Origin of the sequence: Micromonospora sp. NPDC004551 (genome assembly GCF_040609975.1) — a bacterium.
GTDB lineage: Bacteria > Actinomycetota > Actinomycetes > Mycobacteriales > Micromonosporaceae > Micromonospora.
This window is the reverse complement of the sequence record NZ_JBEXLM010000004.1, coordinates 137,809-155,789: the sequence shown is the minus strand read 5'-3', so window position 1 is coordinate 155,789 and position 17,981 is coordinate 137,809. Positions and strand designations below refer to the sequence as shown.

Annotated in this window: 16 protein-coding genes; 12 read left to right on the top strand and 4 right to left on the bottom strand. The window is 74.9% G+C overall.

Annotated elements, in window-relative coordinates:
* Nucleotides 1–157 precede the first annotated feature (157 nt).
* The 4 genes from ABZW14_RS07420 to ABZW14_RS07405 are packed head-to-tail and all read left to right on the top strand — an operon-like array spanning nucleotide 158 to nucleotide 7,241.
* Nucleotides 158–2,722 carry a fibronectin type III domain-containing protein gene (locus ABZW14_RS07420; protein ID WP_355341598.1) on the top strand — a complete coding sequence of 855 codons (2,565 nt, stop codon included), beginning with the start codon at nucleotides 158–160 and terminating at the stop codon, nucleotides 2,720–2,722.
* Nucleotides 2,723–2,751: 29 nt separating this feature from the next.
* Nucleotides 2,752–3,747: a MoxR family ATPase gene (locus ABZW14_RS07415; protein WP_355341276.1), complete on the top strand. Its 996-nt coding sequence runs from the start codon at nucleotides 2,752–2,754 to the stop codon at nucleotides 3,745–3,747.
* A gap of 3 nt (nucleotides 3,748–3,750) precedes the next feature.
* Nucleotides 3,751–4,950 carry a DUF58 domain-containing protein gene (locus tag ABZW14_RS07410; RefSeq protein ID WP_355341273.1) on the top strand — a complete coding sequence of 400 codons (1,200 nt, stop codon included), beginning with the start codon at nucleotides 3,751–3,753 and terminating at the stop codon, nucleotides 4,948–4,950.
* Between the two features lie 29 nt (nucleotides 4,951–4,979).
* Entirely contained in the window at nucleotides 4,980–7,241 is a 2,262-nt protein-coding gene (locus ABZW14_RS07405; protein WP_355341595.1) for a DUF3488 and transglutaminase-like domain-containing protein, read from the top strand.
* Nucleotides 7,242–7,770: 529 nt separating this feature from the next.
* Here ABZW14_RS07405 and ABZW14_RS07400 read toward each other — a convergent pair.
* A complete protein-coding gene (locus ABZW14_RS07400; RefSeq protein ID WP_355341270.1) occupies nucleotides 7,771–8,571 on the bottom strand; it encodes an SDR family oxidoreductase in 801 nt (266 codons plus the stop codon).
* Between the two features lies 1 nt (nucleotide 8,572).
* Nucleotides 8,573–9,553: an LLM class F420-dependent oxidoreductase gene (locus tag ABZW14_RS07395; RefSeq protein ID WP_355341592.1), complete on the bottom strand. Its 981-nt coding sequence runs from the start codon at nucleotides 9,551–9,553 to the stop codon at nucleotides 8,573–8,575.
* A gap of 193 nt (nucleotides 9,554–9,746) precedes the next feature.
* Here ABZW14_RS07395 and ABZW14_RS07390 point away from each other — a divergent pair, with 193 nt between their 5' ends.
* Both ABZW14_RS07390 and ABZW14_RS07385 read left to right on the top strand, forming a co-directional pair.
* A complete protein-coding gene (locus ABZW14_RS07390) occupies nucleotides 9,747–10,979 on the top strand; it encodes a low temperature requirement protein A (RefSeq protein WP_355341267.1) in 1,233 nt (410 codons plus the stop codon).
* A 54-nt stretch (nucleotides 10,980–11,033) separates the two neighbouring features.
* On the top strand, nucleotides 11,034–11,885 hold the full coding sequence (locus ABZW14_RS07385; protein WP_355341264.1) for a DUF1028 domain-containing protein: 852 nt from the start codon (nucleotides 11,034–11,036) through the stop codon (nucleotides 11,883–11,885).
* 10 nt (nucleotides 11,886–11,895) lie between these two features.
* Here ABZW14_RS07385 and ABZW14_RS07380 read toward each other — a convergent pair whose 3' ends face one another.
* Complete coding sequence (locus ABZW14_RS07380; RefSeq protein ID WP_355341261.1) at nucleotides 11,896–12,564, bottom strand: maleylpyruvate isomerase N-terminal domain-containing protein; 669 nt, start codon at nucleotides 12,562–12,564, stop codon at nucleotides 11,896–11,898.
* A 261-nt stretch (nucleotides 12,565–12,825) separates the two neighbouring features.
* Here ABZW14_RS07380 and ABZW14_RS07375 point away from each other — a divergent pair, with 261 nt between their 5' ends.
* From ABZW14_RS07375 to ABZW14_RS07350, 6 genes are all read left to right on the top strand, one after another.
* Nucleotides 12,826–13,281 carry a hypothetical protein gene (locus ABZW14_RS07375; RefSeq protein WP_355341258.1) on the top strand — a complete coding sequence of 152 codons (456 nt, stop codon included), beginning with the start codon at nucleotides 12,826–12,828 and terminating at the stop codon, nucleotides 13,279–13,281.
* Nucleotides 13,281–13,598, top strand: a complete 318-nt coding sequence (locus ABZW14_RS07370; RefSeq protein ID WP_355341255.1) for a transcriptional regulator — start codon at nucleotides 13,281–13,283, stop codon at nucleotides 13,596–13,598. Before ABZW14_RS07375 ends, ABZW14_RS07370 begins: the two co-directional genes overlap by 1 nt.
* 146 nt (nucleotides 13,599–13,744) lie before the next feature.
* Complete coding sequence (locus tag ABZW14_RS07365) at nucleotides 13,745–14,584, top strand: DedA family protein (RefSeq protein ID WP_355341252.1); 840 nt, start codon at nucleotides 13,745–13,747, stop codon at nucleotides 14,582–14,584.
* An 83-nt stretch (nucleotides 14,585–14,667) separates the two neighbouring features.
* On the top strand, nucleotides 14,668–15,834 hold the full coding sequence (locus tag ABZW14_RS07360) for a histidine kinase (RefSeq protein WP_355341249.1): 1,167 nt from the start codon (nucleotides 14,668–14,670) through the stop codon (nucleotides 15,832–15,834).
* Nucleotides 15,825–16,469, top strand: coding sequence for a response regulator transcription factor (locus ABZW14_RS07355; RefSeq protein ID WP_355341246.1), 645 nt, complete (start codon nucleotides 15,825–15,827; stop codon nucleotides 16,467–16,469). Before ABZW14_RS07360 ends, ABZW14_RS07355 begins: the two co-directional genes overlap by 10 nt.
* A gap of 93 nt (nucleotides 16,470–16,562) precedes the next feature.
* On the top strand, nucleotides 16,563–17,015 hold the full coding sequence (locus tag ABZW14_RS07350; RefSeq protein WP_355341243.1) for a YbhB/YbcL family Raf kinase inhibitor-like protein: 453 nt from the start codon (nucleotides 16,563–16,565) through the stop codon (nucleotides 17,013–17,015).
* A 34-nt stretch (nucleotides 17,016–17,049) separates the two neighbouring features.
* On the opposite strand, the gene ABZW14_RS07345 is transcribed toward ABZW14_RS07350, so the two are convergent.
* Nucleotides 17,050–17,937: a phosphatase PAP2 family protein gene (locus tag ABZW14_RS07345; protein WP_355341240.1), complete on the bottom strand. Its 888-nt coding sequence runs from the start codon at nucleotides 17,935–17,937 to the stop codon at nucleotides 17,050–17,052.
* Nucleotides 17,938–17,981 lie beyond the last annotated feature (44 nt).

Genomic DNA, 17,981 nt, shown 5'->3' with positions numbered 1-17,981 from the left:
TTTCACCGGTCGGGGCCGGCCCCTATGATGGCTCCCGGCTCTGGGGAGGGTCGACCGCGCGCCGCCCTCCCCCACCGACGCGGGGAGGCATCCGCCAGTGACCACCATCGAGAGCGTCACGAGCACCGGGCCGGAGACTGACCGCCGCCGGTCCCGGATGCGGGGCGGGCTGGTAACCATCGGCACCGTGGCCGCGCTGCTGGCGGCGATGGGGTTGACCGTGCTCGGGCTGGGCGCCGCGGACAACGCGGTGGCCAACTACGACGCCTCGTCCTGGTTGTGGAGCACCAGCCGCAGCGAGCTGGCCCGGGTCAACGGGGTCACCGCCCGGGTGGACACGCGGATGGAGGTGCCCGGCGGGCGCCGGCACCAGATGCAGGTCGCCCAGACCGACCGGCTGCTGATCCTGCGGGACCTGAACACCGGCCAGGTCAGCTCGCTGGATCTGGCCACCCTCCAGATCACGGCGCGGACGCCGACCGCGCCGGGCCTCGGGGTGAGCGTCGCGCTGCACGAGGACTCGGCGTTCGTCGTCGACGCGGTACAGGGCATCGTCCGGCAGCTCGACCCGCGGTCGCTGACCCCGGTGGGCGAGCCGGTGCGCTACCCGCCGGGCATCACCGGCGGGGCGTTCGACGGCACCGGCAAGCTGTGGATCGCGGTGCCGAGCGAGGGCACCGTTTCCGCGGTCACGGCCGCCGAACTGCCCGCCACCCCGGGTGACGCGCCGCCCGCCGGGCTCAGCCCGAAGCGGGTGGAGACGTACGAGGTGGCCGAGCCGGCCCACGAGCTGGTGGTGTCCACGCTGGACGACGGAGTCGCGGTGCTCGACCGCACCTCCGCCTCGCTGGTCACGGTGCAGGCCGGCCGGACCCAGCGGGCCGACCTGACGATGACGGCACCGGGCAGCCTGCCGACGCGCACCACCGGTCCGCAGGTGCCGGTCACGGTGAGCGGTGAGCGGAAGGTGCACGTGGTCCGCGACGCCGCCGAGGTGCAGCGGTTCACGGTGCCCGGCGCGGGCGGGGAGCTCAGCCCGGCGGTGGCCTGGGCGGGCCGCTTCTACTGCGCCGACGAGACCACCGGCACGGTCTACGCCTTCGACGCGAACGGGCAGCTCGTCGACACCATCAAGGGCACCGGCCGGCCCGGGCCGATGGAGCTGGAGGTCCGCGAGAACCACCTCTTCATCAACCCGCCCAACTCCTCCACCGCGCAGGTCGTGGACGACAAGAACCAGGTCCGCGAGGTCAACAAGTACGCCAACGACGTGCTCGGCGGCGACCCGCCGCCGGTCGCCCCGCCGCCGCCCCCGCCGAAGAAGCCGAAGGTGGGCAAGCCCGGTGCGCCGCGCGCGGTGACGGCAGCCGCGGGGAACGCGTCGGCGCGGGTGAGCTGGCAGGCGGCCGCGTCCAACGGCGCCGAGATCACCCGGTACGTGGTGGAAGGTGCCGGCCAGCGCCACGAGGTGGGCGCGAACCAGCGCGCCCTGGAGATCACCGGGCTGACCAACGGTGAGACGTACACGTTCGAGGTGCACGCGGTGAACGCCAAGGGCGACGGGCCGGCTCGCCGGAGCAACCCGGTCACGCCGACCGCCGCCGTGCCGGACCCGCCGGCCAGTGTGACGGCCGAGGCCCGGCCGGACGGCACGGTGCTGGTGAAGTGGCCGGCCGCCAACGGCCAGGGCAACACCGTCACGAAGTACGCGGTGACCGCCAGCTCGGCCGGCTCGACCGCCCCGGCCGGCGACTCGGCCAAGACCGAGCTGGTCATCCCCGCCGGCCAACTGGAGTACGGGACGCAGTACGCCTTCACTGTGATCGCGGTGAGCGACAAGGGCGCCGGGTCGAAGGCGTCGCCGGTGAGCAACACGGTGGTGCCGTTCACCGCCCCGGCCGCGCCGACCGAGTTGCAGGCGTCCACGGTGGCCGACCAGCCGGGCACGATCGCGGTGCAGTGGGCGCCGGCGGTGGAGAACGGCCGGCCCGTGACGAAGTACGTGGTGGAGGCCGCCGGGAAGACCACCGAGGTGACCGACGTGCGAACCACGATCGGCGGGCTCGGCGACGGGCAGAACGTCACGGTCAAGGTGAAGGCGGTCAACGAGGCCGGTCCGGGCGCCGCGGCCAGCGCCACGGCCCGCACGGTGGCCGCGCCGCAGGTCACAGTGACCGGCTCGTCGGCCGACGCCACCTCGGTGACGGTGAACTTCACCGTCGACGCGGGCGGTGGGCGGGCGACCTGCTCGGCCGCCACCGGCGGCCAGACGGCCAGCGGGAGCTGCTCAAGCCTGCGGGTGACCGGCCTGACGCCGGGCACGGCGTATACGGTGACGGTGACGGCGAGCAACGCGGCTGGCAAGGGCACCGCGACCCGGGCGCAGAGCACCGACGCGCTCTACGGCATCGCCACCTGCAACAACGGCCCGAGCGGCGACCAGCGCACGTACTGCGACGCGGAGGTCGACGGCCGCAACGGCAATGAGATCTTCTCGGTGACGCAGCAGCTCAACTCCAAGCAGGTGGGTTGGGCGAAGCCCGGCACCCGGCTGAAGGCGTACTGCAAGAAGCAGGGCGACAACGTCGACGCCTGGATCTACAACAACCAGAAGCAGAGCACCTGGTGGGTGCAGGTCGAGTACTCGGGCAAGAACTACATCCCGTGGGCCTGGCTGAACCTGGAGGGTGGCGACAACATCAACCTCCTGCCGAACTGCTGACCGCGCCGCACCGAGGAGCACCCGCGCCCGTGAACACCCACGAACCGCTCACCCAGCCGGAGGTGCAGGGCTTCGCCGCCCTGGCCGCCCGGCTGGCCGAGAACGTCAACGCGGTCGTGCTGGGCAAGCCGCAGGTGGTCCGGCTGGCGCTGACCGCCCTGTTCGCGCAGGGGCACGTGCTGCTGGAGGACGTGCCCGGGGTGGGCAAGACGACCCTGGCCCGGGCGGTCGCGGCGACCGTGCAGGGGCAGTGGCGGCGCATCCAGTTCACCCCGGACCTGCTCCCCTCGGACGTGTCCGGGGTGACCATCTTCAACCAGGCCACCCGGGGCTTCGAGTTCCACCCGGGGCCGGTGTTCGCGAACATCGTGATCGCCGACGAGATCAACCGGGCGTCGCCGAAGACGCAGTCGGCGCTGCTGGAGGTGATGGAGGAGCGCACGGTCACCGTGGACGGCGTACGCCATCCGGTGCCGCAGCCGTTCCTCGTGGTGGCGACGCAGAACCCGGTGGAGATGGACGGCACCTACCGGCTGCCCGAGGCCCAGCTCGACCGGTTCCTGGTGAAGCTCTCCGTCGGCTATCCCGACGAGGCGGTCGAGGTGGAGGTGCTGCGCGGCGCCACGCTCCGCTCCCCCGACTCGCTCACCGCGGTCACCGACACGGCCACGGTCGGGGAGATGGTGAAGATGGCCCGGCGGGTGCACATCGCCGAGCCGCTCTACACGTACGCGGTGCGGCTGGCCGCGGCGACCCGCACCCACCCGCAGGTGCGGGTCGGGGTCAGCCCCCGGGGCGTGATCGCGGTGACCCGGGCGGCGTGCGCGTACGCGCTGATCGACGGCCGGGGCTGGATCATGCCGGAGGATCTGAAAACGCTGGTCGAGCCGGTCTTCGCGCACCGGCTGCTGCTCACCCCGGACGCGCAGGTGCGCGGGGTGACCGCGGCCGACGTGCTGCGTCAGGCGGTCGCCTCGGTGCCGGTGCCGCTGCCGTCGGGGCAGCCCGCCGCGGTCCACGGCTGAGCGGTGGGGATCACCGCCCGGGGTGTCGGGCTGCTGGTGGCCGCCGTCGTGCTGCTCGGCGTGGGCTTCCGGTACGCGTACCCGGAGCTGACCGTGCTGGGCGCGGCGGCCGGCGTCGCGGTCGGGTATGCGCTGGTCACGGCCGCCTGGCGGCCGCGGCTGACGGTCGAGCGGGTGGCCGACCCGGACCGGGTGGCCCGGGGTGAGCCGGCGGCCATGGTGCTGACCGTGCGCAACACCGGGCGGCTGCGGGCGGCGAACCTGGTGGCCGAGGACCGGTGCGGCGGGCGGCTCGTGCCGGTGCCGCTGCTGCGGCTGCGCCCCGGCCGCGACACCGAGGTGCGCTACCCGGTGCCGACCCGGCGCCGGGGCGTGGTGCCGGTCGGGCCGCTGCGGGTGACCCGGCGCGACCCGCTGGGTCTGGTGGCGCTGGCCCGCGCGTACGGGGAGCCGGTGCCGGTGTGGGTGCACCCGCGCATCCACCCGCTGTCGGCGGTGCCGACGGGCGCCGGCCGGAGCCTGGACGGGCGCACCGACAGCGTGCCGCACGGCTCGATCACCTTCGACTCGCTGCGCGAGTACGTGGTCGGGGACGAGCTGCGCCGCGTGCACTGGCGCACCAGCGCCCGGGTGGGCGAGCTGATGGTGCGGGAGAACGTGGACACGAGCCTGCCCCGGCTCGTGGTGGTGCTGGACAACCGGGCGGCCGCCCACCCGGACCGGGCCGGCGGGGTGGCCGAGTCGTTCGAGTCGGCGTGCGAGGCGGCGGCGTCGGTGGTGGCCGCCGCGACCCGGGAGGACCTGCCGGTGAGCCTGCTGCTGGTCGCCCCACCCGCCGAGGACCCGGACGGCGACCGCGGGCCGTCGGGCGGCGGCGGACGCGCCGGGCTGGAGCCGCCGCGGGGGCCGCTGGACCGGCTGGCCGCGGCGGAGCTGGCCGGCGGCGGGGAGGATGTCCTGCGCGCCGCGCTGACCCGGCTGCGGCAGGACCGGCTCGGCGACACGCTGGTCTACCTCACCGGGCCGGGCGCCCGCGGCGACCTGGGGCACGTCGGCGCGCTGCGCCGCGCGTACCCGTCGGTGGTGGTCGGGATGTTCGGGGCGGCGGAGCCGACGGCGGCCGGCGCGGCGGGCCTGGTGATGGTGGACGCGGCCGACGGCGCCGGGTTCGCCGCCGAGTGGGACGGGATCCGCCGGTGGTGACCGTGACGCCGCCGCGCAGGGCGGTCGACGTGCCCGCCGCGCCGGCCGGCGGCGGTCCGGGTGTCGTGGCGCGGGTGCTGCGGGCCGTGCCGGTGCCGCTGGCGCTGATCGTCATGATCGCCCTGGCCGGCGTGGTGCTCGGCCGGGTCTACGCGGATCCGCTGCTGGCCCGCCTCACGGCCGGCGCGGCGGTCGGCTCGGTGCTGGTCAGCGTGGCCGCCCGGCGGCTGCCGTCCTGGCTGGTGGCGCCGCTGTCGGTGGCGGCCCTGGCCGGCTGGGCGCTGCTGTCGCTGCGGCTCGCGGCCGCTCATGCGGCGCTGCCCGGCGGTCTCGGCGAGGTGGCGGCGGACGCCGCCCGCAACGCGATCCCCCGGTTGCTCACCGCGATGATCCCGGTGGAGCCCGCGCCGGACACCGTGCTCGTGCCGGTGGTGGCCGCCTGGCTGGCCGGGCTGGCCGCCGCCGAGGTGGCGCTGCGGGCCGGCCGGGTGCTGCTCGGCTACCTGCCGCCGGTGCTGCTCTACGGCGGCGTGCTCTACGTGGTCGGGCCGAACGCGGACCCGGCGGTCGGGCCGACGGTGCTGTTCGCGGCGGTCGCCGCGGTCGGCCTGGCGGTGCCCGGCGGGCGACCCGGTCCGGCCGGCGCCGACCCGGTGGCCGGTCTGGCCCCGGCGGTGCGCGCGGCCGTGCGCCTGCGGCTGCTCGCGGCCGGGGGGGCCGGCGTGGCCGTGGTGGTGGCCCTCGCTGCGCTGCTCGCCCCGGTGGTGGCCGGTCAGGTCGACGACCGGCCGGTCGACCCGCGCCGCTACGTCGAGCCGCCGCAGGTGGAGTCGCTGGACGAGAACCCGCTGATCCGGATCTCCGGGTGGGCGCTGAACCCGGACCAGAAGCTGCTCGACGTGCGCACCGAGGGCGGCGCGGCGGAGGCGCCGCGGATCCGCCTGGCGGTGCTCAGCGACTACGACGGGGTGACCTGGCGGGTGGGCGCGACCTACCGCAACGCCGGGCGGATCCTGCCGGCCACCGATCCCGTGCCGGGCACCGCCACGGAGCCGGTCCGCCAGGAGATCACCGTGGCGGACCTGACCGGGCGGCTGCTGCCCGCGGTGCCGACGCCGCGCGAGGTGACCGGCGCGCGGGTGGCGTACGACCCGGCGACCGGGACGCTGATCCGGCCGGAGGGGCTGGCGCCGGGGCTGCGGTACACGGTCGCCTCGGTCCGGGAGCAGCCGGACGTCAACCTGCTCAGCACGGCGAACGTGCCGGCCGGCGACGCGGTGGCCCGGGTGCTCCGGGTGCCCGACGGCGCGCCGGAGCAGGTGCGCCGGCTGGCCACCCAGCTCGCGGAGGAGAACGGCGCCCCGTACGCCCGGGCCACCGCGATCGCGGACTTCCTGGCCGAGCACTACCGGGTGACCGCGGACGCGCCGAGCGGGCACGCGTACCCGAACCTGGCGTTCTTCCTCTTCGGGCCGCGCAACGGCGGCGGGCAGCGCGGCACCTCGGAGCAGTTCGCGGCATCGTTCGCAGTGCTGGGCCGGCTGGCCGGGCTGCCCACCCGGGTGGTGGTCGGTTTCGAGCCGAAGGCGGACGGCCCGGTCCGGGCCGCGGACGCGTACGCCTGGCCGGAGGTGCTGTTCGACGGCGTCGGCTGGGTGCCGTTCGACCCGATGCCACGCCCGGACGAGGAACCGCGCCCGGTCGAAGAGGACTTCCGGCCGAAGCCGGAGGACCCGCCCCCGTCGGAGGTGCCCGCGCCGACCGTGGAGCCCACGGCCACACCACCGGCGGCGGCCGGCCCGGCCGGGCGCGACGGCCAGGGTGGGCCGGGTACGCCGGTGCTCGTCGGCGGGGGCGTCGGGGCCCTGGTGCTGCTGGTCGGGGCGCTGCTGCTGACCCTGGCGACGCTGCGCCGCAGGTTGACCCGCCGCCGGTTGGCCGACGGTGACCCCGGCGGCCGGATCGCGGGCGCCTGGCGGGAGTTGACCGACGCGCTACGGCTCGCCGGGCACGCGGCCGGCACGGATCTCGCGGCGGCGGAGGTCGCCGCGTTCGCCCGGCGCACCCTCGCCGAGGCGCAGACCGGGCAGGTCTCGGTGGATGGTGAGGTGGACGAGCTGGCCGCGATGCTCAACCAGGTGGCGTTCGCCCCCGGCACGGCCACGCCGGCGCAGGCCCACCGGGCGGCGGCCCTCGCCACCGTCTACGTCACCGCCCTGCGGGCCACCCGCTCCCGCTGGCGTCGCCTCCTGTGGACCGTCCATCCCGGCCCACTGCGCTGGCGCCGCTGACCGATGAACGGTCCTGGCGGCTTCCCACTCGGGCGAACACCCTGATGTCAAGCCAGGTCGTAGGGATCCCGAGCAGCGAGTGCGTCAGCCTCTGACAACCCGAGGCGGCCGGCGGCCCGCCGCCGCATCCGGACCTGGGCGCGCGTCCGTGGCCGGAACTTCGGCTCCCGTGAACATCCGCACATCTCGAAACCCTCGTAGCGCAGACCCGCCCCGAGGACAGCCGCAACCGCGGCCCACCCGGAGTCGTTCCGCCTTCGCGGCGCCGCGAAGTCGTGCCCCGCGAAGATCATCGGCTGTCGGCATGAGGTACAGGGGTGCGTCGCGCCATCCCAGGCGTACTTGTGACTGCGACGGCACGGCACACACACGTAGTGGACCTTGTAGATGGTCTCGGCGTACCGGCACATCCGCATGCTAGGGCATGCCCGCGTAGCGGAGCGGGAGTGGAGACCGGGGCCGTCGCCGCGCACCCGAGGTCAGGATGGCAAAGATCCAGTCGGCCCGGGCGGCGATCACGTCGGCGACACTACCGATCCGCGGCGCGCAGCTTGCGCACGAGTTTGCGCAGCCCGGCCTGCCAGCCGTCGGGGTCCTCGGCCCGGCGGCGGGCGTAGGCGGCGACCTCCGGGTGCGGCAGGATGAGGAACCGTTCCTCGGCCAGCCCGGCGATGGTGGCGTCGGCCACCTGGTCGGGGGTGAGCACCGCGCCGGAGGCGGCGATCACCCGGGCGCCCAGGTGCCCCTCGGCCAGTCCGCCGGCGAGCATCGGGGTGTCGACGCCCTGCGGGCAGAGCGCGCTGACCCGGACGCCGGCGTCCCGGTAGGTGATGGCCAGCCACTCGGCGAGGCCGACCGCCGCGTGCTTCGTCGCCGTGTACGGGGCGTCGCCCACCGCGGTCAGCACGCCCGCCGCGGAGCAGGTGAACAGCAGGTAGCCCTGGCCGCGGCGGAGCATCGCCGGCAGCGCCGCCCGGGCGCTGTGCACATGTCCCAGCACGTTGACCCGCCAGGCCCGCTCCCAGTCGGCGTCGGGCGCCTCCACTCCCCCGCCGGTGGCCACCCCGGCGTTGGCGCAGAACAGGTCGATGCGCCCGTAGCGGCGCTCGGTCTCGTCGACCAGCGCCCGCACCTGCGCCTCGTCGGTGACGTCGAGCGCGACGCCGTGCGCCACCGGGCCGATGCCCCCGGCCACCGCGCGCGCCGCCTCGGCGTCCAGATCGGCCAGGACGACGGCGGCGGCGCCCTCGGCGGCGAACCGGCGGCCGAGCGCCGCTCCGATGCCGCCCGTGCCGCCGGTGATCACGGCCACCCGATCGGTCAGGTTCATCTCAGCCCGCCTCCCCGCCGGTCACGCCGAGCCGTGGGATCAGCCCGGTCCAGGCCGCCGCGCCCCCGGCGGTCAGCTCCGGGGTGGGCAGCAGCGCCAGCACGGGCACGTCGACGCCGTGGTCGGCGTACCGGCGGGCCCGGGCGGCGCACTCCTCGGGCGGGCCGTGCAGGATCAGCGCGTCGACCACCTCGTCGGGCACCGCCGCCGAGGCGCCCCGCCGGTCGCCGGCCGCCCACGCCTCCCACATCGGGCCCAGGCTGTCCTGTCGCCCCAGCCAGCGGTGGAAGGCCGCGTACGCCGGCACGGTGAGGTAGCCGGTGATCAGCCGGCGGCCCAGGGCGCGGGCGTACGCGGCGTCCTCGGTGGGGCAGACGAAGATCCGGGCGGCGACCTCGAAGCCGGGGCGGCGCTCGCCCAGCTCGGCCAGGACGGTCGGCACGTCGTCGGCGGCCAGCCAGTTGAGGATCGCCCCGTCGGCCTCGGCGGCGGCGAGCCGCAGCATGCCGGGGCGCAGGGCGGCCAGCAGCACCGGCGGCGGCACGGCCGGCGGGCGTTCCAGCGTGAACCGCCGGACGGTGAAGGTGTCGTAGACCTCGTCGACGGTCTCTCCGCGCAGCGCGGCGCGCAGGAAGCGCAGCACGTCCCGGGTCCGTTGGAACGGCTCGTCGAAGCGCACCGCGTTCCAGTCCCGCACGAGCACCGGTGACGAGGCGCCGATGCCCAGCGCGAAGCGGCCCGGCGCGGCCTCGGCGAGCGCGGCGGCGCTCATGGCGAGCAGCCCGGGGCCCCGGGTGAAGACCGGGGTGATCGCGGTGCCGAGGCGCAGCCGCGGTTGCCAGGCGGCGGCGAGCGCCAGCGGGGTGAAGGCGTCGGCCCCGGCGACCTCCGACGACCAGACGTCGGTGAAGCCGGCCCGGTCGAGCGCCGCGTAGACCGCGGCGTGGTCGGCGAGCGTGACGCCGGCCAGCGGCACGGTCATGCCCCATCGATTCGTCACCGGTCGATCGTGCCCGGTCGCCGTCGCCGGGGGCAAGATCCCGACCGGCGGCTCCCCGCCCGGCGCGGCGCCGGACTCGCCGAGCAGGAGAGGCGATATGCCTGATCCGCCGCACCCGGCACGGAAAAGAGTGTTACGAACGCCAGGTGGGGTGGTCCGAGGGCGGGAGGCCGCGGTGAAGACTCCCGAACCGGCCGCCCTCCGCCCCGCGCACGGGCCGAGCCGGGCAACGTTCCTGGAACTCTTCTTCGACCTCGTGTTCGTCTTCGCGCTGACCCGGATCTCCGCGCGCACCTTCGAGGACCTGGCGCTGGAAGGGGGCAAGACCGCCTGGACGGCGGTGACCGGCGGCGGCAAGACCCTCCTGCTGTTCCTCGCGCTCTGGGCGATCTGGCAGGGCACCGCCTGGACCACCAGCCGCTACGACCCGTACCACATCTGGCTCCAGGTCATCGTGGTCATCGCGCTGGTCGGCAGCATGGTGATGGCGGTGGCGATCCCCCGCGCCTTCACCAGCACCGGGCTGCCGTTCGCGGTCGCGTACGTGGTGGTGCAGGTCAGCCGGCCCGCGATCCTGCTGATGGTGCTGCGCCAGCTCGTGTACCGCCGGCTGAAGCTGCGCATGCTGATCACCTTCAGCGTGACCGGGGTGCTCTGGCTGACCGGCGCGGTGCTGCCCACCGACCCCCGGGTGACGCTCTGGACGCTCGCGCTCCTGCTCGAGTATCTGGCGAACCGGTGCGGCTGGCCCGTGCCCGGGCTGGGCCGGTCGACCGTCTCCCGGTGGGACATCCACGGGGAGCACCTGGCCGAGCGGTACCAGCAGATCTTCCTCGTCGCGCTCGGCGAGACGATCCTCATCGCCGGGCTGGCCTACAGCCGGACCCCGACCGGCGGCACCCGCACCGCCGCCTTCGCCGCCGCGCTGCTCACCTCGGTGCTGTTCTGGCGGATCTACGTGCAGCGGGCCGGGCAGATCCTGGGCGAGGCCGTGACCCGGGCCGCGCACCCGGCCACCATCGGCCGCTCGGCCGCCGACACCCACCTCATCATGATCATCGGCGTGGTGGCCACCGCGATCGGCTACGAGCTGGTCAGCGAGCACCCGACCGGGCACAACCAGGTCGGCTGGGTCGCCACGATCCTCGGCGGCCCGGCGGTCTTCCTGCTCGGGCGGGCGCGCTTCGAGTACGAGGTGTTCGGCCGGGTGTCCCCGTCGCGATGGGTGGCCGTCCTCGTCCTGGTGCTGCTCATGCCGGTGCTCAAGCCCGTGGGGTCCCTGACCGCGGCCGTCGCCACGCCGTTGGCCGCGGCGATCGCCGCCCCGCTGGTGCTGCTCGCCGTGGCGATCGCCGACGCCCGCCGCGCCTGGGGCCACCCGCCCGAGGAGGCCGCCCCGCCGTTCTGACCACGACCCCCGTCGGGGCCGCCCGCGCCCCCGACCCGGCGCTAACATCCGCGGGTGACCTTCTCGATCGTCGCCCGCTCCGCCGACGGCCTCGTGCACGGCATCGCCGTGGCCAGCAAGTTCCTCGCCGCCGGGGCGCTCGTGCCGGCCGCCGAGGCGGAGGTCGGCGCGCTCGCCAGCCAGGCCCACGCCAACCTGGCCTACCGCGCGCAGGGGCTCACGATGCTGCGCACCGGCGTGCCCGCGGCCGACGTGGTGGCCGGCCTGATCGCCGCCGATCCGGGCCGCGACGACCGGCAGCTCGGCGTGGTCGGGATGACCGGCGACGGCGCGACCTGGACCGGGCCGCGCTGCCACCCGTGGGCGGGCGGCCAGGCCGGCGACGGCTGGGCGGCACAGGGCAACATCCTGGCCGGCCCGGAGGTCATCGACGCGCTCCGGGACACCTGGCTCGGCGGGGCCGCCCTGCCGTTCCCGCAGCGGCTGCTGGCCGCCCTGGCCGCCGGTGACCGCGCCGGCGGCGACCGGCGGGGCCGGCAGAGCGCCGCCCTGTTCGTCGTACGGCGGCACGGCGGCTACGCCGGCACCGGCGACGAGCTGGTCGACCTGCGGGTCGACGACCACCGCGACCCGGTCGGCGAGCTGGGGCGCCTGCTCGACATCCACACCCTGCTCTTCGGCAAGCCCGACCCGGCCACCCTGCTCGATCTCACCGGCCCGGTCGCCGACGAGGTCGCGGCGCTGCTGGCCGCCGCCGGCCACCCGGTCGGCGCCGCCGGGCTCGAGGAGGCGCTCGACGCCTGGGCCGGCGTCGAGAACCTGGAGGAGCGCATCGTCCCCGGCCGGCTCGACCCGGTCGTCCTGGATTACCTGCGCCGCACCACCGCGCCGGCCGCCGGCGCCTGATCGCCGCCGGTCAGGCGCCGAAGGAGAGCCAGCGGAAGCCGGTCCGGGCCAGCTCCGCCCGCTCCGCGTCGGTCAGCGGCACCCGGCCGGTGGCCTTGCGCACCAGGGTGAGCGCGTCCCAGCCGAGCCCGTCGGGGACGGGTCCGCCGGCCAGCAGGTCGGCCACCACCGCCGCCGCGGCCGGGGTCAGCCAGGGCTGCCGGTCCAGCGCGTCGGCCAGGTCCAGGCCGTGCACCGCGACCTCCACCACCCGGGTACGCAGGAACTCGCCCAGCGCCATCGCGTCGCCGTGCCGGGTGCGCACCAGCCGCCCCGGCGGCGCGGCGGCCACCGCCGCGTCGGCGGCCCGCCAGGCCTGCGCGAAGCCCTCCGCCACCTCGGGTACGCCGGGCAGCTTCCGCGCCTCCTGCCGGGCGCCGTCGATCCGGTCCCGGTCGACCTCGGGCGCGAACTTGGCCGCCCCGAAGTAGCCGGCGGCGTCCACCTCGGCGCGCTCGGGAGCCGGCGCGGCGAGCATGCCGGCCAGCCGCCCGGCGCCGGTGCGCACGTGGGCGAGCAGGTCCCGCACCGCCCAGGGCGGGCAGGGCGTGGGCCGGTCCAGGTCCGCCGCGTCGAGGTCGTGCAGCACCCCTTCCAGCCGTGCGCACTCGTCGCGGAACGCCGCCCGTACCGTGTCCATCCGCCCGACCCGCCTTCCCACCTCTGTTGAGCCACCGGCCGGAGCGCGTCTTCGGAGAGCGCGAGTTCGATCCAAGATCGAACTGCCGACTACGGGACGGTACGCCGGGCGGATGAGCCCGGTCGAGTGCCCACCCGGCGGCCCGCGCCTCGGAGCATGCCTGCCCGACCGGTCGAGCACGCCCCGGGTACTTGCCTCACAGGAAAGAACCGCGTACTTTCCTCAAAGGAAAGTGCGGCTCCTGGGAGAGGCGGAAGATTGATGACTCCTGACGACGCCCAAGCGGCGCTCGACGACATCCGGAAGCGGCATGAGCAGTCCCGCGCCGCGGAGGTGCGGCACAGCTCCTCCCCCTTCCACCTGGCCGTCCTGGCGTCGGTCGTGCTCCTCTCGTACGCCTCGTTCGACCTGCCCAATCCTTGGAACGGCGCGATGCTGTTCCCGGTGGTCGCGCTGCTGGCGTTGCTGGCGTTCGTCCATGTGCGCCGGGCGCCGGTCCTCCGGCAGCCCAGTTCCGGCGAGCTGCTCGGAGGGGTCGCGGCCGGGATCGCCCTCACCGCGGTGCTCCAGGGCCTGGCGTCGGCCGCCCGGGCGGTCGGGATGCCGACCCCGCACCTGGTCGCGGCCGGGATCGGGGCGGCGGCCTGCCTGGTGCTGGCCGGTCCGGTCTGCCGGGGCGCCGAGGCGCTGGCACAGCGGGCGCACCGGCAGAGCTGATGGACAGCGATTTTGACGAGTTCCTGCACGTCCCCGCGCGGTTGACGATCGTCGCGCTGCTGGCGCCCGCGAGCTGGACCGAGTTCGGCTTCCTCCGGGACGCGATCGGCACAAGCGACTCGGCCCTGTCCAAGCACCTGTCCGCGCTCGCGGCGCACGGCTACATCGAGGTACGCAAACAGCCGGGGACGGGCGGGCGGCGCACCCTGGCGCGGCTCACCCCACACGGCCGGAAAGCGTTTCTGGCCCACGCGGCGGCGCTGGAACGGATCACCGCGGCCGCACGGGCACCGCGGCCGATCGACTCGGACGTGTAGCCCGCACCGTCGCACCTCCGGCGTGGCGCAGTGAATGCAAGTCCAACCGGGTGCGGTTTTCCCCACCCTGCCTGCTGGGGTCGACCGTCCGGAGTCGGCGGTCGACCCCATGGTCCGGGCCGCGGCGAGTTCCTAGCGTCATGGGCATGATCTTTTTGTGGAACGCGGCGACACATGCCGGCTCCTTGGCTCAGGAGGCTGATCCGCCGTCGGGCGGCCTGGTCGGGTTGGTGACCGACCTGGTGGAACGGCTCGGCGCGCCCGGGGCCGGGCTGGCGGTCGCGTTGGAGAACCTGTTCCCGCCGATCCCCAGCGAGGTGATCCTGCCGCTGGCGGGCTTCACCGCCAGTCAGGGCAGGATGAACCTGTTCGCCGCCATCGTCTGGACCACGATCGGCTCGGTGGTGGGCGCAGTGGCGCTGTACGCCGTCGGCGTGGCGCTCGGACGGGACCGGGTGCGCGCGATCGCGGCGCGGCTGCCGCTGATCAAGCTGAGTGACCTCGACCGGACGGAGGCGTGGTTCGCCCGGCACGGGGTGAAGACCGTCTTCCTCGGGCGGATGATTCCGATCTTCCGAAGCCTGATCTCGATTCCGGCCGGTGTGGAGCGGATGCCGTTCGGCACGTTCCTGCTCTACACGACGTTGGGCAGCCTGGTCTGGAACACCGTCTTCGTCATGGCCGGTTATGTGCTCGGGGAGAACTGGCGTGCCGTCGAGCCGTACGTCGGGACGTTCCAGAACGTGATCATCGTGGTCTGCGCGCTCGTCGTGGCGTTCTTCGTGGTGTCGCGCCTGATCGGGCTACGGCGGAGACGTTCGGCGGCTGACGACGAGCAGGCACCTGGCACGCCCGAGCCGTACGGGTCGGACGCACGTGTCGGATCACACGGGGAGCGCGGGGCGGATCGCCCGGCCCAGGCCGTCCGAGGCACCCTGTACGGCACCCCCCGACGGTCGGAAGCGGGTCGTCATGGCTCCCGGTAACCGGTAGCGAGAGGGTCGGTGGGCGGCCGCGGTCGCCGGGACGACCGGGATCCGGGGCGTCGCAAGCTGGGAGGGACGGCGTGGTGGCAGGGCACGCAGTGCACGGTGGCGTCGGCGCCGTGGTCCGGTGGAGCCGCCCGCTGGTGGGCGTGGCGCTCGGCGTCCTCACCGCCGCGGCCGAGGTGCTGTTCCTGCTCCTCGCCGGGCTGGCCGCGGTCGCGGTGGCACCGGTGCCCGCGGCCCGGCGCCGTCTCGGCGCCACCATCCTCCGGTACGCCCGGCGCGTCACCGAGTGGGAGCGGCACCGCCTCGCGGTCGCCGCCTCCGATCCACCGCCACCACCACTCCGGGCGAACGGACCACGCGTACTCGGCTACCTGGCTGCTCGTCTGCTGCCGGCGGCGCTCGGCCTGCTCACCGCCGGCCTGTTCGCGGTCGGTGTCGCGCTCGCCGCCATCGTGGTGGGCTCGTTCGTCGCGGGCACCATGTCCACTGCCGACTTCCTGCTCCAGGGGTTCATCGGAGCGGCCCTGCTGCTGCTGAACCTGCAGGCGGCGGCCAGCGTGGCGGCGCTGGACCGGTGGCTGGCCCGCCGGCTGCTCGAATCCCACAGCCGCGAGGCGTTGCAACTGCGCATCACCGAACTCACCGTCAGCCGGGCCGGCGTGCTGGCCGCGGTCGACGCGGAACGTCAGCGCATCGAACGCGACCTCCACGACGGGCTGCAGCAACACCTCGTGGCACTCGGCATGCTGCTCGGACGGGCACGTCGCAGCCGCGACCCCGACCGGGCCCGCGACCTCCTCGTGCAGGCGCACGAGGACACCCAGCGCGCCATCGAGGAGCTGCGGGACGTGGCCTGGCGGGTCTATCCGGCGGCGCTCGAGCACACCACCCTGGACGAGGTGCTGAACATGGTGGCGCAGCGGTCGGCGATCCCCGTGAAGATCAGCTACGACGTGCCCGTCCGGCCGGCCCGGCCGATCGAGACCGTGCTCTACTTCGTCGCCTGCGAAGCGATCACCAACAGCACCAAACACGCGGGAGCTACCATGATCACCATCGGGATCGAGGCGCGGGACGCAGGAGTCGAGATACGGGTGTGCGACGACGGCATCGGCGGCGCCGACCCGCACGGCAGCGGCCTGCAGGGGCTCGCCCGCCGCGTCACCGCGCTGGACGGGCGGTTCGAACTGCACAGCCCGGCCGGCGGCCCGACGACGATCCGGGCCGAGCTGCCGTGCGCGTAGCCCTGGCCGAAGACTCCACCCTGCTCCGCGAAGGGCTGGTCCGCCTCCTCACCGACGAGGGACACCAGGTGGTCGCCGCCGTCGCGGACGCCGACCGGCTCGTCGCCGCCGTCGAGCAGCACCGCCCCGACGTCGTCGTCACCGACGTCCGCATGCCGCCCACCAACACCGATGACGGGCTCCGGGCGGCGCTGGAGATCCGCCGCCGCTGGCCGGAGATCGCCGTACTGGTCCTCTCCCAGTACGTCGAGCGGCGCTACGCCGCGAAGCTCCTCGCCGACCGGTCCGAAGGCGTCGGCTACGTCCTGAAGGACCGCGTCGCGCAGGTAGAGGACTTCCTCGACGCCCTCGACCGCGTCGCCGCCGGCTCCACCGCGCTCGATCCCGAGGTCGTCCGGCAGCTCATCTCGGCCACCAGCCACACCGACCCACTCAACCGCCTCACCACGCGCGAGCGGGACGTCCTGCACCACATGGCCCAGGGGCACACCAACGCCGCCATCGCCCAACGCCTGCACGTCTCGCAGAGCGCGATCGAGAAACATGTCAACACCATCTTCGACAAGCTCGACCTCACCCACGCCACCGGCTACAGCCGGCGGATCCTCGCGATCCTGCGCTACCTCGGCTCCTGACCGCGCCCCTCTCCTCGGCCGCTGGCCGTGCCGCCGCCGTTTCGTCGCCCACCCGCCGGGTACGCGCCGGTGGACGAGGAGAGGGGGCGCCGAATGGCCGGCATCATGCTGCGCAGCACCGCGTTCACCGACCACGACCTGCTGCCCGGGCGGTTCGCCAAGGACGGCGACAACCTGTCACCGCCGCTGCAGTGGTCGGACGTGCCGGACTCCACCGAGGAGCTGGTCCTGCTCGTCGAGGACCCGGACGCGGGCAAGGAACCGTTCCTGCACTGGCTGGTCACGGGGATCTCCCCGCAGACCGGTGAGGTGCCCGAGGGCGGGGTGCCGCCGGGCGGCCGGGAGTGGCCGAACAGCTTCGGCGAGACCGGCTGGAGCGGGCCCCTGCCGCCGCGGGGTGAGGAGGCGCACCGCTACTTCTTCCGCCTCTACGCGCTGAACCGGCCGCTGGACCTGTCCGGCGCGCCGCAGGCCACCGACGTGCACCGCGCGCTCAAGGGCCGGGAGATCGCCAGCGGCACCACGATCGGCACCTACTACCGCTGACCCGCTCCGGGGACCGGCCGGGGATCCCGGCCGGTCAGCCCTTCCATCGGGGCACGAGGCGGTGCACCGTCGCGAGGACCAGCGCGGCCACCACGGCGATCGTGCCGGCGATGCCGGCCGCGCTGCCCGCGTACCCGATGAAGAGCGGGCGGCGGGTGAGTTCCTCGACGGGGACGGTGGACCGGTCGACCAGCCACGACAGGGCCAGCGCGGAGACGAGCAGGGCGACGGCGCCGCCGAGGCCGAGCACGGCGGCGGCGACCCGGTGCGCGTCGCCCGGCGAGACAACGGCCCGTTCCCGCTGGAAGAACAGCAGCACCAGACCGGCGACGGCCGCCCAGGCGCCGACCACGAGGTAGGCGGCGACGGCGTCGCTGGGCCGGTGCCAGCCGGCGGAGAGGGTGGCCACCCCGGCGGCGGCCGCGTAGGCCGCGCCGAGGAACGCGCCGGCCACCCGAAGCTTCGGCGGCAGCACCAGGATCAGCGCGACCGCCACGGACGCGGCCACGGCGGTGTGCCCGCTGGGCAGGCTGTTGCCGGCCGCCGCCCGTTCCGGGTCGATGCCGAAGTCGGGGCGGTCCAGGTAGCGCTTGAGCAGCTGGGTGCTGACGTTGGCGCCGGCGATGAGCAGGGTGGCGGTGACCGCGAGCGCCTTGCGGCCCCGGATCAGCGCGATGAAGCAGATCATGGCGGTGGCCGCCAGCAGCGACACCACCGACATGGCGTTGAGGATGCTGTTCACCGGGCCGTCGATGCGGTCCTGCCCGATGCGGTTGCCGGTCAGCGCGACCGTGTCCAGCCACTGGCCGAGCTGGGTGTGCACGGCGAAGCGCCACACCATCAGGAACGCGGCCGTCTGGGCCAGGGCCAGTACGACCAACCAGACCGCCGTCCAACCCCTCGCCGTCTCGCGCACCCGCACAACTTAACGGTCGGCCGGGACCGGCGCTCGTCGGAGCACCGCGG